The following is a 17,695-nucleotide window of genomic DNA, read 5'->3' on the forward strand; positions in this document are numbered from 1 at the left end:
CCGGTGACTGCCACTTTGCGCGGTTGCGGATCACCGATGTGGTCTAGGGGTTCAAATCCCCTGGTAGTCACTGCCGACAGGGCGGGTCCATCCGGACCCGCCCTGTCCCCGTTGCCGGACACCGGCGATCAGTGCACCACCACGACCGCCGAGGGCGGCGGTTCCAGGCCGGCGAGCCGGGACGGTCGCACCACGAGGAACAGCACCGCCAGCGCCGCCACCATGCCACCGGTCACCACCAGCGCCATCGCCACCGCGCCGTTGCCCAGCACCCCCACCATCGGCGCGGCCACCGCGCCGACGCCGAACTGCACGGCACCGAGCAGGGCCGACGCGGTGCCGGCCGCCTCGCCGTGCCGGGACAGCGCCAGCGCCGGGGCGTTCGGCATCGCCAGTCCGGCCGAGCCCAGCACCGCCCAGAGCGCCACCAGCAGGGCGGGCAGCCCGCCGAAGCCGGTCACCGCGAAGGCCAGCAGCGAGAGCCCGGCCAGGGTGCCGATGGTCAGCGAGGTGACGAGAATCCGCTGCGGCGGGTGGCGACGCAGCAGTCGCACGTTGTACTGGGCCGCCCCGATCAGCCCCACCGCGCCCGCCCCGAACGCCAGCCCGAACTGCTGCTCGTCGAGCCCGTACCGTTCCTGGAGGACGAACGACGAGCCGGCCACGTACGCGAACAGCGCCGCCATGGCCAGGCCGGCGACCAGGACGAGCCCCACGAAGACCCGGTCGCGCAGCAGCGAACCGTACAGGCCCACCGTCGTCCCCACGCCGCCACGTTGGCGGTTGCGCGCCGGGAGGGTCTCGGGCAGGCCGACCACGGCCAGCACGACGAGCAGCACGCCGAGGACGGTCAGCGTCACGAAGACGCCCCGCCAGTCCGTCCAGCGCAGCACCCCGCCGCCGAGCGTCGGGGCGAGGATCGGCGCCGCGCCCATCACCAGCAGCAGCCGGGACAGCAGGGTGGCGAAGGCGGTACCGCTGAACAGGTCACGGAGCACCGCCATCGCGACCACCGTGGCGGCGGCGACCCCGAGGCCCTGCACCACCCGCAGGCCGCCGAGGACCACGATGTTGGGGGCGACGACGCAGAGCGCGGACGCCACGATGTGCAGGGCGAGGCCGGCGATCAGCGGGCCGCGTCGTCCGACGGCGTCGGAGAGCGGTCCGATCAGCAGTTGACCGAGGGCCAGCCCGGCGAGCGTGCCGGTGAGGGTCAACTGGACCGCCGCCGAGGTGGTGGCGAGGTCCGCGGCGATGGCGGGCAGCGCCGGCAGGTACATGTCGATGGTCAGCGGGCCGACGGCCAGCAACGAGCCGAGGACGAGGACGAGGCGTACCCGCTGCCCGCCGGTCATCAGCTCACCGGGCGTCGGCGCGACCTTCGCCAGCGGTTCGTGGGCGACACCGGTCATCGGGGAAGCACCGCCCGGTCACGATGTGGTCGGGCGGGGGTCAGGGCGACAGTCACACCTGGCTTCAAATCCGGATCCGCCGGTCTGATTCCCGCTCCGCCGAGAGGTAACGCGGGTCACAGCGGCAGCTCAGGCCTCAGGCCGGGTCCGGGCGACCGTGCCGCCAGTACCCCATGAACGCGACCGCGCGCCGGTCCATGCCCCGTTCGGCGACCAGGTGCCGGCGCAGCGCGCGGATGACCCCGGCCTCGCCGGCCAGCCAGGCATACACCGGTACCGGCGCGGTCGGGGTGGGCACCTCCCAGAGCGGGGTCCGGTCGACGTCGACGTCGACGATCGGCCCGGTGGGGACCACGTGGGTGTCGCACAGCAGGCGTCGCGCCACCGTGGCGACGGCGGGCAGCAGTCGGCTGCCGTGCCCGCCACCGTCGCGGGCCAGCCAGTCGACCGTCACGGCGGACGGGGTGACGACCGGCAGCACGTCGGCCCGGTCCGGCACCTCCAACAGCACGTGTCCCCGGGCGTCGAGGGGCAGGCGTTCCAGGATGGCGCAGATCGCCGGTACGGCGGTCTCGTCACCGGCCAGCAGCAGTTGGCCGGCGGCCGGCGGCCGGAACTCGATGCCGCCGTGGTCACCGTGGTAGCCGGCGTCGGGCCCGAGGAGGCCGGCCTCGTCGCCGGGGCGGGCCCGCAGCGCCCACCGGCCGGCCGCCCCGCTGTCGCCGTGCAGCACCAGGTCGATGTCGACCTCGGCCAGGTGCGGCCGGACCGCCCGGACGGTGTACGTGCGGATGGGGCAGCGCTCGTTCTCGGGCAGTGCCCGCCAGTGGGCGTACCAGTCGACGCCGCCGGGAAGGTGCACGCCGGGTCGGCCGGGCAGCGGCAGCACCAGCTTCATCCGCTGGTCGTAGCCGTTGTCGGCGAACCGGTCGAGGTCCGCACCGGTGAAGGTGACCCGCAGGAAGGACGGGCTGAGCCGACGCGTCGCGCGGACCTGCACGTCGAACAGCCGCCACGGGGCGACGGGCAGGGTCGCGGTGCCGGTGGCGGTGCCGGTGGCGTGGTGGGGCTCCCCGGCCGGGCGAACTCGATCACTAAGCACGTAGGTGAGGCTAACCTAAGCAGAGAGATGAATGGCCACCCGGCCCCCCACACCCCCGATCGGAGGACCCGCCACCCCTGCCGCGACGCGCGGTCAGCCGGCGGCACCACCGGGCCGCCGACCGCCGGGACACCCCGCACCCCGGTCGAGGAACAGCAGCCGGGCGCGCTTGTCGGGCAGGTCGACCAGGGGGCCGGGCACGAAACCGGCCCGGACCAGCCGGTCGACGGCCCGCGCGTTGCGGGCGTCCGGCTCGGCCACGATCCGCAGCCGGGTCGGATCGGTCAGCACGAACGCGAGGAAGGCGTCGAGGAGCACGCCGGTGAAGCCGGGCTCCACACCGCCGTCCGGGGGGCTGATGAGCAGGTGGATGCCGAAGTCGCCGGGGCGCACGTCGTAACACCGTCCGACCGGGTCGGCGGCCGGCTCGTAGGTCTGGAACAGCGCCACCGGCCGACCGTCGCGATGGACCAGGTAGGCGTGATGGGTGGTCAGCGAGTCGAGGTACGTGTAGATCTCGTGGACCCGTTCCCGGCTGGCGTCGCGCATGCCCCAGAACCGGGACCGCTCCCGGGTCACCCAGTCGTGGATCACCTCGACGTCCCGGTCGGGCTCCACCGGCCGGATGGAGATCTCACCGAAACCCTCGACCGGACGCCGGACAGAGGTCGGCACCGCCGTCATGACACTCCTTCCGGGGTCGACCGGGCGACCACCGTCGACCACCGCGCGCCGCCGCCCGACGGGCGTGACGACCTAACCACGCTTTCGCACGGTAGGCAACCGAACACGCCGCGCACCGCCCGACGGGAGCCGGCAGCGGCGAGCCGGCGACGCCGCGTACCCACGGCGGCCCACCCCGACCGGACGCCGGAAGACACCAGGCATTGACGACGACAATTTCCTGTGTCAGCGCTCACACATCGGGCGGACCAGGGAACATTCATCCCGTGAATCGACGGAACAGCCCCGCGAAACAGGGGGTGACACATTGCCATTCGTCGTTGAATAATTGTCTCTGTTGAGCGCCGACACCCGCGCCGCGCCGGCGCTCACCGGAGGGACACTCGTGAAACGTGACCAGGCACCCGTGCTGCCGGGCGACGGCTCCACCGACTACGCCCGTTACATGCGCATCGACGAGTTGCTCGATCTGCAGCGCCGCCCGGAGGAGATGCTGCACCGCGACGAGCTGCTCTTCCAGGTGGTGCACCAGTCCGCCGAATTGTGGCTCAAGCTGGCCGAGGCCGAGCTGACCGCCGCCGTCGCCCGGGTGGTGGCGGCGGACCCGGCGACGGCGGAGGCACTGCTGACCCGCGCCACGCTCGCGGTGCGTCTGGTCACCGACCAGTTGGTGATGTTCCGCCACCTCTCGCCGGTCGACTTCCAGACGATGCAACCGGCGCTGGGCAACGGTTCCGGGGCCGAGTCCCCCGGTTGGCGACGGGTCACCCTGGCGAGCCGGCAGCTCGGCAGGGCGTTCGCCGAGCACCTCGGCAGCCGGGGCGGCCCGCTCGACGGGCTGCCGCCGACCGACCCGACCCGCCGGCTCGCCGACGCGATGGCCGCCTGGGACGAGCAGGTCTCCCAGTGGCGGGCCCACCACTACCAGGTCGCGCTACGGGTCGGCGGGCACGCCGCCGACGGTTCCCCGGGCAGCCCGGCGACGGTGCTCGCCAAGCTCCTCGACCACCGCTTCTTCCCCGAGCTGCGCGCGACCCGGCCGGACGCCGGCCACCCGGCGGCGGCCCATTCCCGCACCGCAGAGGCATGACGAGCCGCGTCACTCGAAGAATTGTCGACGCTGTCCCCGACACATCCCCAGCCGAGGTGCGGTCCGTGCGTGAGCTGACGAGCTGGTCGTCCGGTACGGCCGACCCCGAACAATTCCCATACCACGTGGTGGTCGCCGAATTCAACCGGGTCGGCAAACACTTCGTCGACAGAGAACTCCTGGCCCGGCTGGACCGGATCCGCGGCCAGGTGACCGCCCGGACGCCCGCCGCCCACCGGTTGTCCGCCTTCCTCGACGTGGCCCTGGACAAGTGGGACGCCCGGTACGACTACCGCAGCTACCTGGCCCTGCCCCTGCTCCCCCTGCCCATCACCACCCCCACCCGCCCCCGGGACCAGGTGCCCGCCGGGCCGCACGGACCGGCCGGGCCGGGCGGACGGCACGGACCCGCCCGGCCGGGCGGACGACACGAGCCCGCCGGGGCGGACGGCGGACGGCGCGAGCGCGACCGGCTCCTGGTCGACCTCGTCGCCGACGCCGTCGCCTTCGAGCTGGCCGCCTCGGCCGGCGCCACCGACCTGCTCCCCGAGCAGCGACCGGGGCCGACCCTGGTGACCAAGCGGTGCCGGCTCGCGGTGCGGGCCGCCTTCGCCGCCCTCGCCCGGCTCGGTCTGGCCGCGACGGTCACCGACCCGGACCCGGTCACGGCGGCGGTGGCGCTGCACCGGCTCGCCGTCGCCGACCGGGATCCCGCCCGGGAGCTGGCCCTGCGGCTGAGCATGCTGCCGGTCTACGTCTCCCACGACGAGTACCTGTTCATCCGGGTGCTCCAGGCGTACGAGTGTCTCTTCGCCGGGGTCGCCGAGGAGTTGCGGGCCACCATCACCGACCTGGCCACCGGCCGGCCCCGCCCGGCCGCCGCCCGACTGGCGTACGCCCGGGACCTGATCGGCGGGGCCGGTGCGCTCTTCTCGCTGCTGGCCACCATGCAACCGGCGGCGTTCCGGACGTTCCGCGAGTACACCGAGGGGGCCAGCGCGATCCAGTCCCGCTCCTACAAGCTGATGGAGTCCCTGTGCCGTACCCCCGAGCCGGCCCGGCTCGACTCCACCGCGTACCGGTCCGTGCCGGAGGTGCGGGACCTGGTGCGCGCCGGCCACCCGTCGATCGACCAGGCCTACCGGGCGGCGGTCCGGGACGGCCGGCTCCGCGACGCCGACCACACCCTGGTCCGGCAGCAGATGGCGGCCTTCGCCGAGGCCGTGCTGACCTGGCGACGCACCCACCACCGGCTGGCGGTCCGGATGCTCGGCTCCCGGTCCGGCACCGGCTACACCGAGGGCACCCCCTACCTGGCGGCCGTCCGCTCGGTGCCGGTGTTCACCGCCGTGTCCACCGACCCCCGGCCGACCCCGACCGACCCGATTGGAGGACGCCCCGAGTGAGCGGATCCGACACCCTCCCGGCCCGCTGCCTGGACACCGCCGCACACACCGCCCTGCGCGCCGAGTTCCCGGTGGTCGAGACGTGCGTCTACCTGAACAACAACTCGACCGGCGCGGCACCGCGCGGCGTCGAGCGGGTGCTCGCCGACTACTGGCAGACCCTGCGCGGCTGGCGCGACGAGGTGTGGCAGGACTGGCACGTCGGCCTCGACCGGTACGCCGACTCGGTGGCCGCGCTGCTCGGCGCACCCCCGGGCAGCGTGGTCACCGACGCCAACCTGAGCACCCTGCTGGCCCGGGTGCTCTCCTGCTTCGACTACCGCCCGCCGCGCGACCGGATCGTCACCACCGATCTGGAGTACCCGACGGTGCCGTTCATCGGTGCCGCGTTCCGCCGCTACGGCGCGCGGCTCGACGTGGTCGGCACCGGCGGCCCCCGGTTCGACGAGGACGCCCTCGAAGCCCGCATCGACGAGCGGACGCTGCTGGTCTGCGTACCCCATGCGAGTTTCTCCTCCGGGGCCACCGTCGACCTGGCCCGGCTGGTCGCCCGCGCCCACGCCGTCGGCGCCCTGGTCGTGGTGGACGCCTTCCAGACCGTCGGGGCGGTTCCGCTGGACGTGACCGCGCTCGGCGTCGACGTCGTCCTCGGCGGCGCGCACAAGTGGCTGTGCGGGGCCGGCACCGCCTTCCTCTACGTCCGCCCCGACCTGGCCGAGCGCCTCGAACCGGCGGCGACCGGGTGGCAGGCCGGCGACCGGGCGTTGACCTTCCGGGTGTCGACCGGATGGGCGGCGGGGGCGCAACGCTTCGCCGGCGGCACGCCGTACCCGTTGACCTCGCTGATCTCCCAGGTCGGCCTGGACCTGCTCGCGGGCGTCGGCGTCGGGGCGATCCGGGCGCACTCGCTGGTGCTGACCCAGCGGGTCCTGGACCGGGCGGCGGCGGCCGGCATCCCGGTGGTCAGCCCCACCGACCCGCAGCGCCGGGGCGGGGTGGTGTGTCTGGACGTCCCGGACGGCGAGGCGGTCAAGCGGCGGCTGGCCGCGCGGAACATGATCTGTAGCTGGCGCGGCTGGCTGCGGGTCGGCCCGCACGTCTACAACACCCCCGACGAGGTGGACGCGTTCATGGACGCGCTGGTCGAGGAGCTGGGCCGGTGAGCGTCACCCTGTCGCCGCGGGCGCTGATGAGCCTGCTCGTCAACGGCCCCAAGGCCGTCGACGTGTTGGAGACCGCGCTGACCCTCGGCCTGCTCGACGCGCTGGAACCCGGCCCGGTACGCCTGGACGCGCTGGCCGACCGGTTCGGGGTGCGCCCGCTACGGCTCTACAAGTTCCTCGACTGCCTGGAGAGCCTCGGCTGCGTCACCCGCCTCGAGTCCGGCGACGACATCGCCGGGACCGGCTACCGGGCGGTGCCGGGGCTGCGGGACGCCGTGCTGGCCGTGGTCGGCCCGGACGCGATCGAACGCGACCGGGACCGCTACCCGTGGCGGCTGCTGCACGGCCGGCTCGCCGAGAGCCTGCGCGGCGAGGTCGGGATGACCGACGACGACTTCGCCTGGCCCCCGAAGACCGACGCGCAGACCGCCGACTTCGAGCGCAGCATGGCCGCCGGGCTCGGCCCGGTGATCGAGACGCTGCGCCGGCACGCCGACCTGCTCTGGCCGGACCGGCGACGCCTGCTGGACGTCGGCGGCGGGGACGGCACCCTCGCCGCGCACATCCTCGACACCGCTGCGGGCCTGCGCGCCGACGTGTTCAACCTGCCGCCGGTGGCCCCGCTGGTGGCGGCCACCCGGGTCGACCGGGGTCACCCCGACCGGTTGGGCTTCGTCGGCGGCGACTTCCTGGCCGGGCCGCTGCCGTCGGGCTACGACGCGATGTCGTTCGTCCGGGTGCTGCACGACTGGCCCAACGAGGTCGCCCGGCACCTGGTGGAGCAGGCGTACGCGGCGTTGCCGCCGGGTGGGCTGCTGCTGATCGGTGAGGAGTTCCGCACCCCCGACCGGCTGGCCGTGCAGTTCTTCTGGAGCTACTTCCTGATCGGGGTGGACACCTGTGTGAGCCGGCTGCGGGAGGTCGAGTTCTACACCGGGCTGCTCACCGAGGTCGGCTTCACCCGGGTGGCGGTGCTGCCCGGCGGGTGGGAGCTGGTCACCGCGTACAAACCGGGCTGACCCGCCTGACGCCGGCCCCGACCCGCCGACACCGGGGCGTCAACGCCGGTCCCGACCCGCCGACACCGCCGGCCCGCCCGCGCCGGTCGTCGGCGTGGGCGGGCCGGGCGGGGCCGGGTCAGGGCCGGCGGGCCAGCACGGCGCCGTTGGCGCCGGGAGCCTCGAACGGCACCGTGCGGACGTCGACGAAACCGGCGTCGGCCAGCCATGCGGCGTACTCGGCACCGGAGTAGTTCTTGCCGCCCTCGGTCTCGACGAGCATGTTCATGCCCATCAGGGCGGCCTCCGCCGGACCGGTGCGCTCGTCGTTGAGCAGCAGTTCACTGATGACGATCACGCCGCCGGGCGGCAGCGCGGCGTGGCACCGGGCGAGCAGTGCCCGGTTGGTCGGCTCGTCCCAGTCGTGCAGGATCATGCTGAGCAGGATGACGTCGTGCCCGTCCGGCAGGGCCGGGTCGGCGAGGAAGTCACCGGCGACCGCGTCGATCCGGTCGGTCAGCCCCGCCTCGGCGATCCGTTCCCCGGCCCGGACGCAGACGTGCGGCAGGTCCAGGATGGTCGCCCGCAGCTCCGGCAGGCGCAGGCAGAACTCGATCGGGAACGCCCCCGCGCCACCGCCGACGTCGAGCAGCCGGCGGTGCGCGCCGAAGTCGTACGCGTCGGCCAGCGCGCGGGCGGTGAACCGCGAGGTGGCGAACATGGCGTCCCAGAACTCGGCGACCATCTTCGGGTCGGCGGTGTCGAACAACGAATCCTGCTGCTGCGGATCCCAGGTGAGCGGCCGGTTGCCCCGCAACGCCTCGCCCACCCGGTGCCAGGGCAGGTAGGTACGCAGGTCGGAGTAGCGCACCTGGGCGCCGAAGTAGTACGGCTGCCCCTCGACCAGGAACTGTTCGGCCAGGGCGGAGTTGCGGTAGCCGTCGCCGACCTTCTCCAGCAGGCCGAGCGACGCGCTGGCGGCCAGCAGCAGGTCGGCCGGGCGTTCGTCGAGTCCGAACTCGGCGGCGGCCTCGGCGAGGGTGACGGTGCGCCCGCCGGCCAGCCGGGTGAAGAGGCCGAACTCGACCCCGACAGCGAGGGTCTTGAAGGCCCAGACACCGCCGACGATACGCATGAGAGGAGTGGGAGTGATCACCGGTACATAAAATCATGAATCTTGGTACGACTGAAAGAAACCTTCGGTGTGCCGCGTCCCGACGTCATCCGGTGGCGCACCACCGCCGTCGCCGGGCTTCCCGGGCACAGTGGCGGGCACCGGTCATCATGGGAGAATGATTCGCTTCGTCCTGAACGTCCTCTGGCTCATCCTCGGTGGCGGAATCGTGCTGGCGCTCGGCTACTTCGTCGCGGCGGTGATCTGCTTCGTCCTCGTCATCACCATCCCGTTCGGGGTCGCCTCGCTGCGGCTGGCCGCGTACTCGCTGTGGCCGTTCGGCCGCACCCTGGTCGCCAAGCCGGGGGCCGGGGTGCCGTCCGGGCTGGCGAACGTGCTGTGGGTGCTGCTGGCCGGCTGGTGGCTGGCGCTGTCCCACCTGCTGGCCGGGATCGCGCTCTGCGTCACGATCATCGGCATCCCGTTCGGCATCGCCAACTTCAAGCTGGTCCCGGCGGCGTTCTGGCCGCTCGGCCGCGAGGTCGTCGAGGCCCCCTGACCGACGCAGCCGCCGCCGCGCCGCCGGCCCACCCGCCGGTCGATCCCGGCGGTCAGGCGCGGCGGTCACCCCGCCGCTCCAGCACGGCGGTCACCCCGGCGGTCAGGCGCGACGGTCGGCGTGCAGCCGGTCGAGGTGGGCGGCGAGTTCGTCGGTGATCAGCAGGTCGGTGCGGATCCGGTCGTGCGGGTAGCCGGCCCGGCCGATCATGTGCGCGGCGACCGGCGCGGTGGCCAACTGGAACGCGCCGACCAGCACCAGCGTGGTGACGTCCACCCCGGTCCGCAGCCGCAGCGCGCAGCCGAGCAGCACCAGCAGCAGGCCGAGCACCTGGGGCTTGGCCGCCGCGTGCATCCGGGACAGCAGGTCGGGGAAGCGGACCAGGGCGACCCCGGCGGCCAGGCTGAGCAGCGCGCCGCCCAACAGGCAGGCCGCGGCCACCACGTCCAGCACCGCGTCGACGCTCACCGGTCGTCCCGCCGGCTGGCGAACCGGGCGACGCTGACCGACCCGACGAAGCCGAGGATGGCCAGCACCACGAGGATGGGCAGGGCGGTCGCGTCCCGGCTGTAGGCGGCCTCCGTCGCCACGGCGGCCACCACGATCGCCAGCAGCACGTCGGTGGCGACCGCCCGGTCGAGCACGGACGGCCCCCGGACGATCCGGGCGAGGGTGAGCGCCCCCGCCACCGCCAGCAGCACGGTGACGATCACGGCGACAGCGGTCATGTCGAGGTCCCTTCCATGACGGGGGGTGTGTGCTCGCGGATCAGGCGTTGCTCCTCGGCCGAGCCGATCGCCGCGATCAGCCGGGCCTCCAACTCCAGCACGCCGGTGCGGAAGCGTTCGACCTCGGCGCGGTCGCGTACCCCGAGGACGTGGACGTAGAGGACGCCGGCGTCCCGGTCGACCTCGACGATGAGGCTGCCGGGCACCAGGGACAGCGCCTCGGCGGTCAGGGTCAGGTTGAGGTCGGAGCGGACCCGCAGCGGCACCGCGATGATCGCGCCCAGCGGGGGGTGCCCGAACCGCAGCGCCAGCGCCGCGATCTGGACGCTGGCCACCACCAGGTCGCGCAGGAAGCGCAGGGCGAACCGCAGCAGCGGCAACGGGTGCAACCGCCCGGCGAAGGTCACCGGGGGCAGCGGGAAGACGGTCAGCACCACCAGCCCCACGACCAGCCCGCCGAGCACGTTGGCCCAGCTCAGCGTCCCCCAGAGCAGCACCCAGACGGTGACCAGCACGATCATCGCGACGGCCCGGTTGCGGCGGCGGGCCGCCGGGGTCAACGGCAGGTCCTCGGGATGCTCCGGCGGCGACGGCTCCCCGGCGCGCGGCGACGGCGGCGCACCGGGCGGCGGGTCCGTAGACCGCTGCGACGGCAGCGCGCCGGGTGGCAGATCCGCGGACCGCGGCGACGGCGGCGCTCCGGGTGGCGGGTCCGTGGACCGTGGCGGCGGCGGATCGTGGCTCACGGGGTACCCCCGGGGTAGACGGCCTCGACGTACGGGGTGCGCCGCAGCAGGTCGTCCGCGGCGTCGGAGCTGAGGTCGAACAGCGGCCCGGCCACCACGGTCAGCCCCAGCCCCAGCACCACCAGGGCGACCGTCGGCGCGATCATCAGGCGGGGCAGCATCGCGCCCGGGTGGGCGTCACGGTCCGGCCCCTGGTACGGCTGTTCCACCCCGTCGGTGCGGACGGTGTGCACACTGTCCTGCGGTTCGGGCATCTCCGGGTGCGGACGACGCCAGAACGCCAGGTTCCACACCCGGGCGATGGCGTAGAGGGTGAGCAGGCTGGTCAGCAGCCCACCGGCGACCAGCACCCAGGCCAGCACGCCGCCGTCGTCCACGCCGGCCTGGACCAGGCCGAGCTTGCCGAGGAACCCGGAGAACGGGGGGATCCCGGCCAGGTTCAGCGCGGGCACGAAGAACAGCACGGCGAGCAGCGGCGACAGCCGGGCCAGCCCGCCGAGCCGGTCCAGCGCGGTGCTGCCGCCCCGGCGTTCGACCAGACCGGCGGCGAGGAACAGGGTGGTCTGGATGGTGATGTGGTGCACCACGTAGAAGATCGCGGCGGCCAACCCGAGCGACGAGCTGAGCCCCACCCCGAACAGCATGTAGCCGATGTGACTGATCAGGGTGAACGACAACAGTCGCTTGATGTCGGACTGGGCGACCGCGCCGAGGATGCCGACCAGCATGGTCAACGCCGCCACCACCAGCAGCAGGTCGGCGGTGCGGCCACCGGGGAACAGCAGCGTCTCGGTACGGATGATGGCGTACACGCCAACCTTGGTGAGCAGGCCGGCGAAGACGGCGGTGACCGGCGCGGGCGCGGTCGGGTAGCTGTCGGGCAGCCACGCCGACAGCGGGAAGACCGCCGCCTTGATGCCGAAGGCGAGCAGCAGCATCCCCTGGAGCACCAGCCGCAGGTCGTCGGGGAGGGCGTCGAGCCGGTCGACGAGCTGCGCCAGGTTGAGGGTGCCGGTGGCCGAGTAGACCAGCCCGATCGCGACCAGGAAGATCAGCGACGACAGCAGGCTGACCACGACGTACGTGGTGCCGGCCCGGATCCGGGTCTCGGTGCTGCCCAGGGTGAGCAGCACGTAGCTGGCGACCAGCAGGATCTCGAACCCGACGTAGAGGTTGAACAGGTCGCCGGAGAGGAAGGCGTTGCACACCCCGGCGGTGAGCACCAGGTAGGTGGGGTGGTAGACCGACAGCGGGGTGTCCTCGTGCCCGTCGGCCATGCCCTGCCCGATGGAGTACACCAGCACGCAGAGGGTGACGGCGGCGGACACCACCAGCATCAGCGCGGCGAGCTGGTCGGCGACGAGCACGATGCCCAGCGGGGCGACCCAGCCGCCGACCTCGACGACGAGCGGCCCGTCGATCGAGGAGCGGACCAGCAGGGTGGCCGCCACCGCCACGGTCGCGGTGAGCACGGTGAGGCTGACCCACCGCTGCGCGCGGGGCCGGCTGGCCAGCAGCAGGGTCAGGGCCGCGCCGAGCAGCGGCATCACCACCGGCAGCGGAACGAGGTAGTTCACGCGTCCCTCCCCCGCTCGCCGGCCGCCGCCACCACCGGGGCCGCCGAGGGCCGCCGGCTGTCCGGGTCGGGCCGGCCGTCGTCGAGCTGGTCGTCGGAGTCGGGCTGGTCGGCGTCGTCGGTGCCCGGCCCCTCGTCCCGGTCGGCGAGGTCCATGATCCGGCGGTCCTCCACGTCGTCCTGCACCTCGTCGTGGCCGTTGAGGTGCCAACTGCGGTACGACAGCGCCAGCAGGAACGCGGTCATGCCGAGGGTGATGACGATGGCGGTGAGCACCATCGCCTGGGGCAGCGGGTCGCTCATCTCCCCCTGCTCGGTGGTGCCGACGATCGGCGGGCCGCCGGCCCGGCCCCCGGTGAGCAGCAGCAGGTTCGCGCCGTTGCCGAGCAGGATGACGCCCATCAGCACCCGGGTGAGGCTGCGCTCCAGCAGCAGGGTCACCCCGGCGGCGAACAGCACGCCGACCACCACGATGTAGGTGAGGTTCGGGGTCACACCAGCTCCTTGTCGTGTACGTCGTCGCGGGCGTCCTCCTGCTGGCGGTCCATCTCGGCGCCGAGGCTGCGCAGGATGTCCAGCACCAGGCCCACCACGATCAGGTAGACGCCGACGTCGAAGAAGACCGACGAGACGAAGTGGACCTTGCCGAGTAGGGGCAGGTGCAGGTCGACCACCGCGCTCTGGAGGAACTCCCCGCCCAGCGGCATCGCCACCACTCCGGTGCCGACGGCGAGGAAGAGCCCCGCGCCGAGCACCGCCCCGGCGTCGACCGGCGCGGCGGCGTTGAGTTCCCGGCGGCCGCCGGCCAGGTAGCGCACGGCCAGGGCCAGGCCGGCGACCAGGCCGGCGGCGAACCCGCCCCCGGGGGCGTTGTGGCCGGAGAAGAGCAGGTAGACGGAGAAGAGCACGATGGCGTGGAAGAGCAGCCGGGTGACCACCTGGAGGATCACCGAGTGCCGGTGCGCCTCGAAGCCGGCGGTCAGCCAGCGGGGACCGCCGGTGGTCACCGGTCGGGGGCCGGGGAAGGCACTGCGCCGGTCCAGGTCCCGGGAGCGGCGGAAGATCAGACTGGCCACCCCGGTGGCGGCCACCACCAGCACGGCGATCTCCCCCATGGTGTCCCAGGCCCGGATGTCGACCAGGGTCACGTTGACCACGTTCTTGCCACCGCCGTAGGAGACCGCCTCGTCAGGGAACCGCTCGGAGATGGGGGTGGCCAGCCGGCCGCTCGCCGCCACCCAGGCCATCCCGGACACGACCGCGCCGACGGCGACCCCGATCGCGATCCGGCCGCGCCGGCTGGCCCGGATCGGCCGTTCGGAGAACTTGACCGGCAGCCGGCGCAGCACCAGCACGAACATGACGATGGTGACGGTCTCCACCAGGAACTGGGTCAACGCCAGGTCCGGTGCGCCGTGCAGGACGAACATCAGGGCGGTGCCGTAGCCGGCGACGCCGACCAGGATCATCGCGGTGAGCCGGCGCAGCGCGCGGGCGGCCATCACGGCGGCGACGATCACCAGGGCGGCGACGACGGCCTGCAACGGGGTGTCCCAGGCGCGGAACTGCCGGGGCCACGGTCCCCCGGTGAGTAACGCCCCGCCGGGCAGCGCGACCAGCACCACCAGGATGATCCCGAGATAGAACGGCAGCGAGCCCCGCTGGGTGGCGCCGGTCAGCTCGACCGCGAGCCGGTCCACCCCGGCGACCAGCCGCTCGTAGCCGGCCGCGCCGTCCAGCGGCGTCCACCGGGCCGCCCGCACCCGCCCCCGGTGCAGCAGCAGGAACAGGCCGCCGCCGGCCGCCACCGCGAGGGCGGACAGCCCCAGCGCCGGGGTCAGGCCGTGCCACAGCGCCAGGTGGTAGCCGGCACCGGTGGTGGAGAACCCGTCGGCGTACGGGGCGAGCAGGCCGTCGAGGGCCGGGGCGGCGACGCCGACGGCCAGACCGGCGACGGCGAGCAGGGCCGGGGCGGCGAGGAACGACCGGCCCGCCGGGTGCGGTCCGGCCGCCGGCACACCGGGCTTGCCGGCGAACGCCCCCCACAGGAACCGCAGCGTGTACGCCACCGTCAGCGCCGAGCCGGTCACCACCCCGGCCAGCACCAGCAGGTCCGCCGTACCCCCGTGTTGGAAGGCGTCGAGGGCGGCCTCCTTGGCGACGAAGCCGGCCGTCGGCGGCAGCCCGGCCATCGACGCGGCGGCCAGCACGGCGACCCCGGCCAGCACCGGCGCCCGCCGACCGAGGCCGCTGAGTTCGCGCAGGTCCCGGGTGCCGGTGGTGTGGTCGATGATCCCGACGACGAGGAACAGGGTGGCCTTGAACAGGGCGTGCGCCAGCACCATCGCCGCACCGGCCAGCGCGGCGTCCCGGGTGCCGGCGCCGAGGATCACCATCAGCAGCCCGAGCTGGCTGACCGTGCCGTAGGCGAGGAGCAGCTTCAGGTCGGTCTGGCGCAGCGCCACCCAGCCGCCGAGCAGGAGGGTGGCCAGGCCGGCGACGAGCAGCACCACCCGCCAGGCGGTGACCCCGGCCACGGCGGGGCCGAGCAGGGCGACCAGGAACACCCCGGCCTTGACCATCGCGGCGGCGTGCAGGTAGGCGCTGACCGGGGTGGGCGCGGCCATCGCACCGGGCAGCCAGAAGCTGAACGGCACGATCGCCGATTTGCTGAGCGCGCCGAGCAGGATCAGCATCAGCGCGGTGACCAGGTAACCGCCGCCGGGCAGATCGGGGGCGACGACCGACCAGCGGTAGCTGCCGGCGTGCTGGCCGAGCATCACGAAACCGGCCAGCATGGCCAGCCCGCCCAGGGTGGTGACCAGCAGCGCCTGCATGGCGGCCCGCCGGCTGGCCCGCTTGGCCGGGTCGTACCCGATCAGCAGGTACGAGAAGACGGTGGTGAGTTCCCAGAACACGTAGAGCAGCAGCAGGTCGTCGGAGACGACCAGACCGAGCATCGAGCCGGCGAACGCGACGAAGACCGCGGCGAAGCGGCCCAGCCCGGGGTCGTCGGAGCGGAAGTACCGGGCGCTGTACGCCAGCACCAGCGCGCCGACCCCGCCGACGAGCACCACCATCAGCCAGGACAGGGTGCCCATCCGGAGGGCGAGTTCCAGGCCGATCCGGGGCACCCACGGCCAGGTCTCCACCACCGGCTCACCGGACCGCACCCCACCGGTACGGGTCAGCGCCCAGACCAGCGTGGCGGCCGGGGCCAGCGCGACGGCGTAGAGCGCCCGGCGACCGAATCGGCGTACCAGCCCGGGGGCGACCACGGCTGCCAGGGCGTGGACCGCCACCAGGACCAGCACATACCCTCCTCGAAGATCGGTGTCGGGTCTCCCCCGCCCGCTCGGGGCTGCGTGGGACCGGCGGCACGGGGACGGGCGTCCCCGGGTCGCACGGCCACCGCGACGGTGGCGTAACCCTGGTTGGTCGTTCGGTCTGTCGTGGTGGCCGGTCAGTGACCGGCGAGCACGTCCGCAGCGGAGGTGGTGGCCGCCTCCGTACCCGCGACGGCCACCTCGTCCCCGGCGAGCAGGACGAAGTCGTCACCGGGGGTCGGGACGACCCGGCCGGCGCGGACCACCGCCAGCAGCGACAGCGGCCGGCCGGACAACCCGGTGTCCCGCCAGCGTTTTCCGTCACCGACGCTGTCCACGGCGACGGGTATTCGCACCACGGCGACGCCGGGGAGCTGGCGTTCCAGCTCGGCCAGGTGGTCGACGGTGACCGCCTGGTTGAGCACGGCGGCGACGGCCTGCGCCTCGGACTGGTCGAGCACCAGGGTGCCGAGGGCGGTGTCGCCGTCCTCCGGGTGGTAGATCACGATGTCGCGCCGGCCGCCCGGGTGGGAGATGACGCTGGCCCACTGGCCGTTCGTGGTGGCGAAGCGCTGGCAGAGTCCGACCCCGGGAAGAACCGTCCGTTCGAACCGCATGCCTACCTCCCTCGCCCATCACCGAAGGGGCGTCCGGCCGTTACCGGCCGCGCGCCCCTTCATCCCTATCATGATCAGGGCGTGATCGCCCACCTCCGCCGTCCCGGCGACACGTCGGCGGTGGACACCGATGCCCGTCGTCACCGGGCGTCGGTGCGTTCGGCGGACCGGTGCCGGCTCGCCGGCTCGTCCCGGTCGATGCGCAGTTCCCGTTCCAGTTCGGCGATGACCGCCCGCAGGTCGTCCAGCCGTTGGGTGAGGGCGATCCGGTCCACCTCGTCGGGCACCCCGTCGCCGTCAACGTCGTACCCGGGCGCCAGCCGCTCGGTCATCTCCAGCCGGCGGGCCTCCTCCATCGAGTTGACGATGACCGCGATCAGGATGTTCAGCAACAGGTTCACCGTGATGACCACGTAGCTGACGTAGTAGACGAGGGTCCACGGCGACAGCGCCAGGCCCTGCTCGACCAGATCCGGCAGGGTCTCCAGGGACAGCAGCACGAACAGGGTCAACAGGGACCGGCCGATGTCGCCGTACTGCTCCGGATAGGCCCGGCCGAAGATCAACCAACCGGCCATGCCGTAGACGTAGAGCGTCACCATGGCCAGCGCGAGGAACCCGCCGACACCGGGCAGGCTGCGCCACAACGCGGCCACGATGGTGCGCAGGCCCGGCGAGAACCGCACCAGCCGCAGCACCCGGGCGACCCGGACGACCCGCAGTAGCGCCGAGTCCCCGTGCAGCCCGGGTAGGAAGATCGCCGCGATCACCACCAGGTCGAACACGTTCCACCCGTGCCGGAGGAAGTCCTGCGGCCGGCGACCGTACGCCAGCACCCGGACGGCGATCTCAGCGACGAAGGCGGCCCGGAAACTCAGCTCCAACCAGTGCAGCACCGGCCGGGCCACCCCGAGGTCGGGATAGGTCTCCACCCCGAGCACCGCGGCGTTGGCCATGATGAGCACCACGATCGCCGCCTCGAAGGGACGCGACCGGGAGACCCGGGCACACCAGCCGGCCAGGCCGGACGGGCGGGCGGTCCCGGGATCGGGGGACCGCCGGGGCGCGGGAGGGGACGCGGAGGGCACCGGTCACCCCGTCCCGCGGTGGTACGGGAACAGGGCGGCCATGCCGACACCCTATCGGCCCCACCGGACGGTCACCGACGGTGACG

At 73.4% G+C, this 17,695-nt stretch carries 17 protein-coding genes; 5 read left to right on the top strand and 12 right to left on the bottom strand.

Features of this window, described 5'->3' with window-relative positions; genetic code table 11:
- Nucleotides 1–128 precede the first annotated feature (128 nt).
- The 3 genes from O7612_RS16575 to O7612_RS16585 all read right to left on the bottom strand — a co-directional run bounded on the left by O7612_RS16575 (nt 129) and on the right by O7612_RS16585 (nt 3,198).
- A complete protein-coding gene (locus O7612_RS16575) occupies nt 129–1,412 on the bottom strand; it encodes a multidrug effflux MFS transporter (RefSeq protein ID WP_282265315.1) in 1,284 nt (427 codons plus the stop codon).
- 136 nt (nt 1,413–1,548) lie between these two features.
- Nucleotides 1,549–2,442, bottom strand: coding sequence for a siderophore-interacting protein (locus O7612_RS16580; RefSeq protein ID WP_282273942.1), 894 nt, complete (start codon nt 2,440–2,442; stop codon nt 1,549–1,551).
- A 165-nt stretch (nt 2,443–2,607) separates the two neighbouring features.
- Nucleotides 2,608–3,198, bottom strand: coding sequence for a GNAT family N-acetyltransferase (locus O7612_RS16585; protein ID WP_282265316.1), 591 nt, complete (start codon nt 3,196–3,198; stop codon nt 2,608–2,610).
- Between the two features lie 385 nt (nt 3,199–3,583).
- Here O7612_RS16585 and O7612_RS16590 point away from each other — a divergent pair, with 385 nt between their 5' ends.
- Genes O7612_RS16590 through O7612_RS16605 form a run of 4 tightly spaced genes read left to right on the top strand, consistent with a single transcriptional unit; the run spans nt 3,584 to nt 7,876 of the window.
- Nucleotides 3,584–4,288: a tryptophan 2,3-dioxygenase family protein gene (locus O7612_RS16590; RefSeq protein ID WP_348774301.1), complete on the top strand. Its 705-nt coding sequence runs from the start codon at nt 3,584–3,586 to the stop codon at nt 4,286–4,288.
- 56 nt (nt 4,289–4,344) lie between these two features.
- The gene (locus O7612_RS16595; RefSeq protein WP_282265318.1) at nt 4,345–5,694 is read left to right on the top strand and encodes a hypothetical protein; all 1,350 of its coding nucleotides are present in this window, start codon (nt 4,345–4,347) and stop codon (nt 5,692–5,694) included.
- Nucleotides 5,691–6,857 carry an aminotransferase class V-fold PLP-dependent enzyme gene (locus tag O7612_RS16600; protein ID WP_282265319.1) on the top strand — a complete coding sequence of 389 codons (1,167 nt, stop codon included), beginning with the start codon at nt 5,691–5,693 and terminating at the stop codon, nt 6,855–6,857. The genes O7612_RS16595 and O7612_RS16600 overlap by 4 nt, the downstream gene beginning before the upstream one ends.
- The gene (locus O7612_RS16605; protein ID WP_282265320.1) at nt 6,854–7,876 is read left to right on the top strand and encodes a methyltransferase; all 1,023 of its coding nucleotides are present in this window, start codon (nt 6,854–6,856) and stop codon (nt 7,874–7,876) included. The genes O7612_RS16600 and O7612_RS16605 overlap by 4 nt, the downstream gene beginning before the upstream one ends.
- 118 nt (nt 7,877–7,994) lie before the next feature.
- On the opposite strand, the gene O7612_RS16610 is transcribed toward O7612_RS16605, so the two are convergent.
- The gene (locus O7612_RS16610) at nt 7,995–9,011 is read right to left on the bottom strand and encodes a methyltransferase (protein WP_282265321.1); all 1,017 of its coding nucleotides are present in this window, start codon (nt 9,009–9,011) and stop codon (nt 7,995–7,997) included.
- Between the two features lie 136 nt (nt 9,012–9,147).
- On the opposite strand from O7612_RS16610, the gene O7612_RS16615 reads away from it, so the two are divergent.
- On the top strand, nt 9,148–9,528 hold the full coding sequence (locus O7612_RS16615; RefSeq protein ID WP_282265322.1) for a YccF domain-containing protein: 381 nt from the start codon (nt 9,148–9,150) through the stop codon (nt 9,526–9,528).
- A 102-nt stretch (nt 9,529–9,630) separates the two neighbouring features.
- On the opposite strand, the gene mnhG is transcribed toward O7612_RS16615, so the two are convergent.
- The 8 genes from mnhG to O7612_RS16655 all read right to left on the bottom strand — a co-directional run bounded on the left by mnhG (nt 9,631) and on the right by O7612_RS16655 (nt 17,609).
- A complete protein-coding gene (gene mnhG / locus O7612_RS16620) occupies nt 9,631–9,996 on the bottom strand; it encodes a monovalent cation/H(+) antiporter subunit G (RefSeq protein ID WP_282265323.1) in 366 nt (121 codons plus the stop codon).
- A complete protein-coding gene (locus tag O7612_RS16625; RefSeq protein ID WP_282265324.1) occupies nt 9,993–10,256 on the bottom strand; it encodes a monovalent cation/H+ antiporter complex subunit F in 264 nt (87 codons plus the stop codon). The genes mnhG and O7612_RS16625 overlap by 4 nt, the downstream gene beginning before the upstream one ends.
- Complete coding sequence (locus O7612_RS16630) at nt 10,253–10,816, bottom strand: Na+/H+ antiporter subunit E (protein WP_282265325.1); 564 nt, start codon at nt 10,814–10,816, stop codon at nt 10,253–10,255. Before O7612_RS16630 ends, O7612_RS16625 begins: the two co-directional genes overlap by 4 nt.
- Nucleotides 10,817–10,998: 182 nt before the next feature.
- On the bottom strand, nt 10,999–12,579 hold the full coding sequence (locus tag O7612_RS16635; RefSeq protein ID WP_282265326.1) for a Na+/H+ antiporter subunit D: 1,581 nt from the start codon (nt 12,577–12,579) through the stop codon (nt 10,999–11,001).
- Entirely contained in the window at nt 12,576–13,073 is a 498-nt protein-coding gene (locus O7612_RS16640; RefSeq protein WP_282265327.1) for a Na(+)/H(+) antiporter subunit C, read from the bottom strand. The genes O7612_RS16635 and O7612_RS16640 overlap by 4 nt, the downstream gene beginning before the upstream one ends.
- The gene (locus tag O7612_RS16645) at nt 13,070–15,892 is read right to left on the bottom strand and encodes a Na+/H+ antiporter subunit A (RefSeq protein ID WP_282265328.1); all 2,823 of its coding nucleotides are present in this window, start codon (nt 15,890–15,892) and stop codon (nt 13,070–13,072) included. Before O7612_RS16645 ends, O7612_RS16640 begins: the two co-directional genes overlap by 4 nt.
- A 149-nt stretch (nt 15,893–16,041) precedes the next feature.
- Complete coding sequence (locus O7612_RS16650; RefSeq protein WP_282265329.1) at nt 16,042–16,521, bottom strand: potassium transporter TrkA; 480 nt, start codon at nt 16,519–16,521, stop codon at nt 16,042–16,044.
- A 140-nt stretch (nt 16,522–16,661) separates the two neighbouring features.
- Nucleotides 16,662–17,609, bottom strand: a complete 948-nt coding sequence (locus tag O7612_RS16655; protein ID WP_282265330.1) for an ion transporter — start codon at nt 17,607–17,609, stop codon at nt 16,662–16,664.
- Nucleotides 17,610–17,695: the final 86 nt, after the last annotated feature.

This window comes from Micromonospora sp. WMMD987 (assembly GCF_029581435.1).
GTDB classification, from domain to species: domain Bacteria; phylum Actinomycetota; class Actinomycetes; order Mycobacteriales; family Micromonosporaceae; genus Micromonospora; species Micromonospora rifamycinica.

Bases quoted from the DNA above. Each gene is read 5' to 3' on its own strand.
- O7612_RS16585 (WP_282265316.1), bottom strand. From the start codon at position 3,198: ATGACGGCGGTGCCGACCTCTGTCCGGCGTCCGGTCGAGGGTTTCGGT.
- O7612_RS16650 (WP_282265329.1), bottom strand. From the start codon at position 16,521: ATGCGGTTCGAACGGACGGTTCTTCCCGGGGTCGGACTCTGCCAGCGC.
- O7612_RS16615 (WP_282265322.1), top strand. From the start codon at position 9,148: ATGATTCGCTTCGTCCTGAACGTCCTCTGGCTCATCCTCGGTGGCGGA.
- O7612_RS16625 (WP_282265324.1), bottom strand. From the start codon at position 10,256: ATGACCGCTGTCGCCGTGATCGTCACCGTGCTGCTGGCGGTGGCGGGG.
- O7612_RS16575 (WP_282265315.1), bottom strand. From the start codon at position 1,412: ATGACCGGTGTCGCCCACGAACCGCTGGCGAAGGTCGCGCCGACGCCC.